The sequence below is a fragment of the Sulfurovum sp. bin170 genome (genome assembly GCF_010892395.1).
Taxonomy (GTDB): Bacteria; Campylobacterota; Campylobacteria; order Campylobacterales; family Sulfurovaceae; genus UBA1140.
In genome coordinates, this window is the sequence record NZ_JAACKB010000169.1 from 1 (window position 1) to 2,105 (window position 2,105).

Consider the following 2,105-nt stretch of genomic DNA (forward strand, 5'->3'; position numbering starts at 1 on the left):
AGTTAGCATCTCAGATTGTAAAAACTTATTTTTTAGAGAGAGTTCGTGCCTTAAAAGAGTTATCTACTGAGGAGATGTTACAGCAACGGTATGATAGATTGACCTCTGTTGGGGCTTTTTCTGAGGAGTCAGATGAACTCTAAAAGATTTGAAAAAATCTTCTAGTCTTTGCTTACAATCTTTTTTACGATACTCTTTTGCAAATAGTTTTAAAAATTTAGAGCTTATAATCTCTTGAGAGTATCCTTTTGTATCCATACTCTTATCTAAAACTTTTTTTTGAAGGGATGATAGAACTGATTCTATATTTTTCTCCCCTGATATGAGTCTAAAAAAATGACCCATTATTAGTAGATTATTTAAAAATTTTAGATTTTTTTGTCGCAGGGTTCCCTCTTTTATAGTTAGAGTATTTTTCTCTAAACATATTTTTTTGGCTAAGAACTCTTCAATATTATCTCTATCTCTATCTTTCAAGAACTTTTTTAACACTGAAATAAAATGGGAACAGTTGTATTTAGCCTGATACTCAACCAATATCATAAAGGAGTGAGCTATCTGTATTTTTGTTATACCCTCTTTTTTGGTTGTTTTAATATCTTCTGTAGAGGCAATATAGCACATATAGCTGACCAAAATAGCAATCTTCTCTCTATCGCAATTAGTATAAGAGTGCATAGAGAGTAGAGTATTTAATAGTAAGTTGATAAATTTTTTTTCATCATCTAGACTGTATTTTGGGGTATCTATCTCTATAACTAACTCTTTTTGGTTGATTGACTCTTTAATCTGCGTAACAAATCTCTTCTCCACTTCACGATTAATATTTATACCATTTTGAATATCATAAAATATATGACTAAGAAGAGTGTTGTCAAACTCGTTTAACTCCTCTTTTAACAAAACCAGTGCAAAGCGAAGATTACTTACTCCTCTATTTTTGGTGATATTATCATATATCTTCTCAAACATACTATTGATAACAGTTCGTTTTAGAGACTCTACCTCTGTAGCTCTCATGCCACGAATATATTTTCTAAAAGCTGGAGTAGCGACCAAAAAAGTATCAAGATTTCTATATGCTATCTTCTCCTCTTGTTTGGAGACTTTTTTATTTATTAGTATTTGTAGTGATTGGAGTGCAATCTTACCTTTTTTATCTATCTCTTTAACTTTTTTTCTAATATCATAAATAACTATACCCTCGCTCCCAAACTGAGTTTTGGAGCGAGAGGAGTTCTCTATCAACTGGTAGCTATTAAAGCTTTTTTTCTCATCAGTTCTAAAGAATAGAAGATTTTTATTGATATTTTTCATTTTTTTTTAAAAAACCGTAACAGAATAGATTTTTGTTGTCTATTTAGTTCTGTATGCGTAATACAAAATCAAAATGAAGGATTTCCTATGAATAACAGTGACAACGACGAAGGTTAAATCCTATCTGATGTCACTACTCATTAGATTGAGTAAGATGACATCTTATTCAAACCTGAGCTGGATGCAAGATATATCTTCTTGGTATCTTTGGGAACAGTTGGTAGTATGGTTTCACTTAAAAAGTAGAGACCATACTCCAAAGCTTCATAGCGATAACTCTCCATAAAAGAGTCAAAATCTATTTTTGCTCTTAAAATCTTCAAATCCCCATCTACTTCAAATATCATATCTAAGATAGGAGTAGCTATAGTCATATATTGACTATTAAAACTCTTCAACTTCTCTTCGATAATCTTCTCATCTTCTAAAAGTAAAAACTCCTCAACCTCTTTGATAAATAGAACAAGCTCTGAAAAGTCTGGTTCATCTTCTCTTATTTGACTATTAATATCTACAGATAGTTTCCCCTCTTTGCTACTTATTGTTAGCACCTCTTCTAGTTCAATTTTATCTTTATAATATATAGGATAGAGTATAATGTTATTATTGTTAAGTTTATAACTATCAAGCAGTTCTTTGGATAGATTGAGTGGTTTATCTTCTATATTTTTCATTATATAATTAATCTCTTTTTAATTATATAATATATAATTAATAGTAAGAAAAAAGAGCTTTACAGCTATCTTACTATTATCGTACAGCTATTTTACACCTATCTTGTAGTATGG

At 30.2% G+C, this 2,105-nt stretch carries 2 protein-coding genes; both read right to left on the reverse strand.

Features of this window, described 5'->3' with window-relative positions; translation table 11 throughout:
* Positions 1-63: 63 nt before the first annotated feature.
* Positions 64-1,317, reverse strand: a complete 1,254-nt coding sequence (locus GSY74_RS03930; RefSeq protein WP_164663802.1) for a hypothetical protein — start codon at positions 1,315-1,317, stop codon at positions 64-66.
* 140 nt (positions 1,318-1,457) lie between these two features.
* Positions 1,458-1,991 (reverse strand): hypothetical protein, encoded by a 534-nt coding sequence (locus GSY74_RS03935; protein ID WP_164663803.1) that lies wholly within the window; start codon positions 1,989-1,991, stop codon positions 1,458-1,460.
* Positions 1,992-2,105 lie beyond the last annotated feature (114 nt).

Excerpts from the sequence above, each read along its gene's own strand:
- GSY74_RS03935 (WP_164663803.1), bottom strand. The coding sequence starts at position 1,991 with ATGAAAAATATAGAAGATAAACCACTCAATCTATCCAAAGAACTGCTT.
- GSY74_RS03930 (WP_164663802.1), bottom strand. The coding sequence starts at position 1,317 with ATGAAAAATATCAATAAAAATCTTCTATTCTTTAGAACTGATGAGAAA.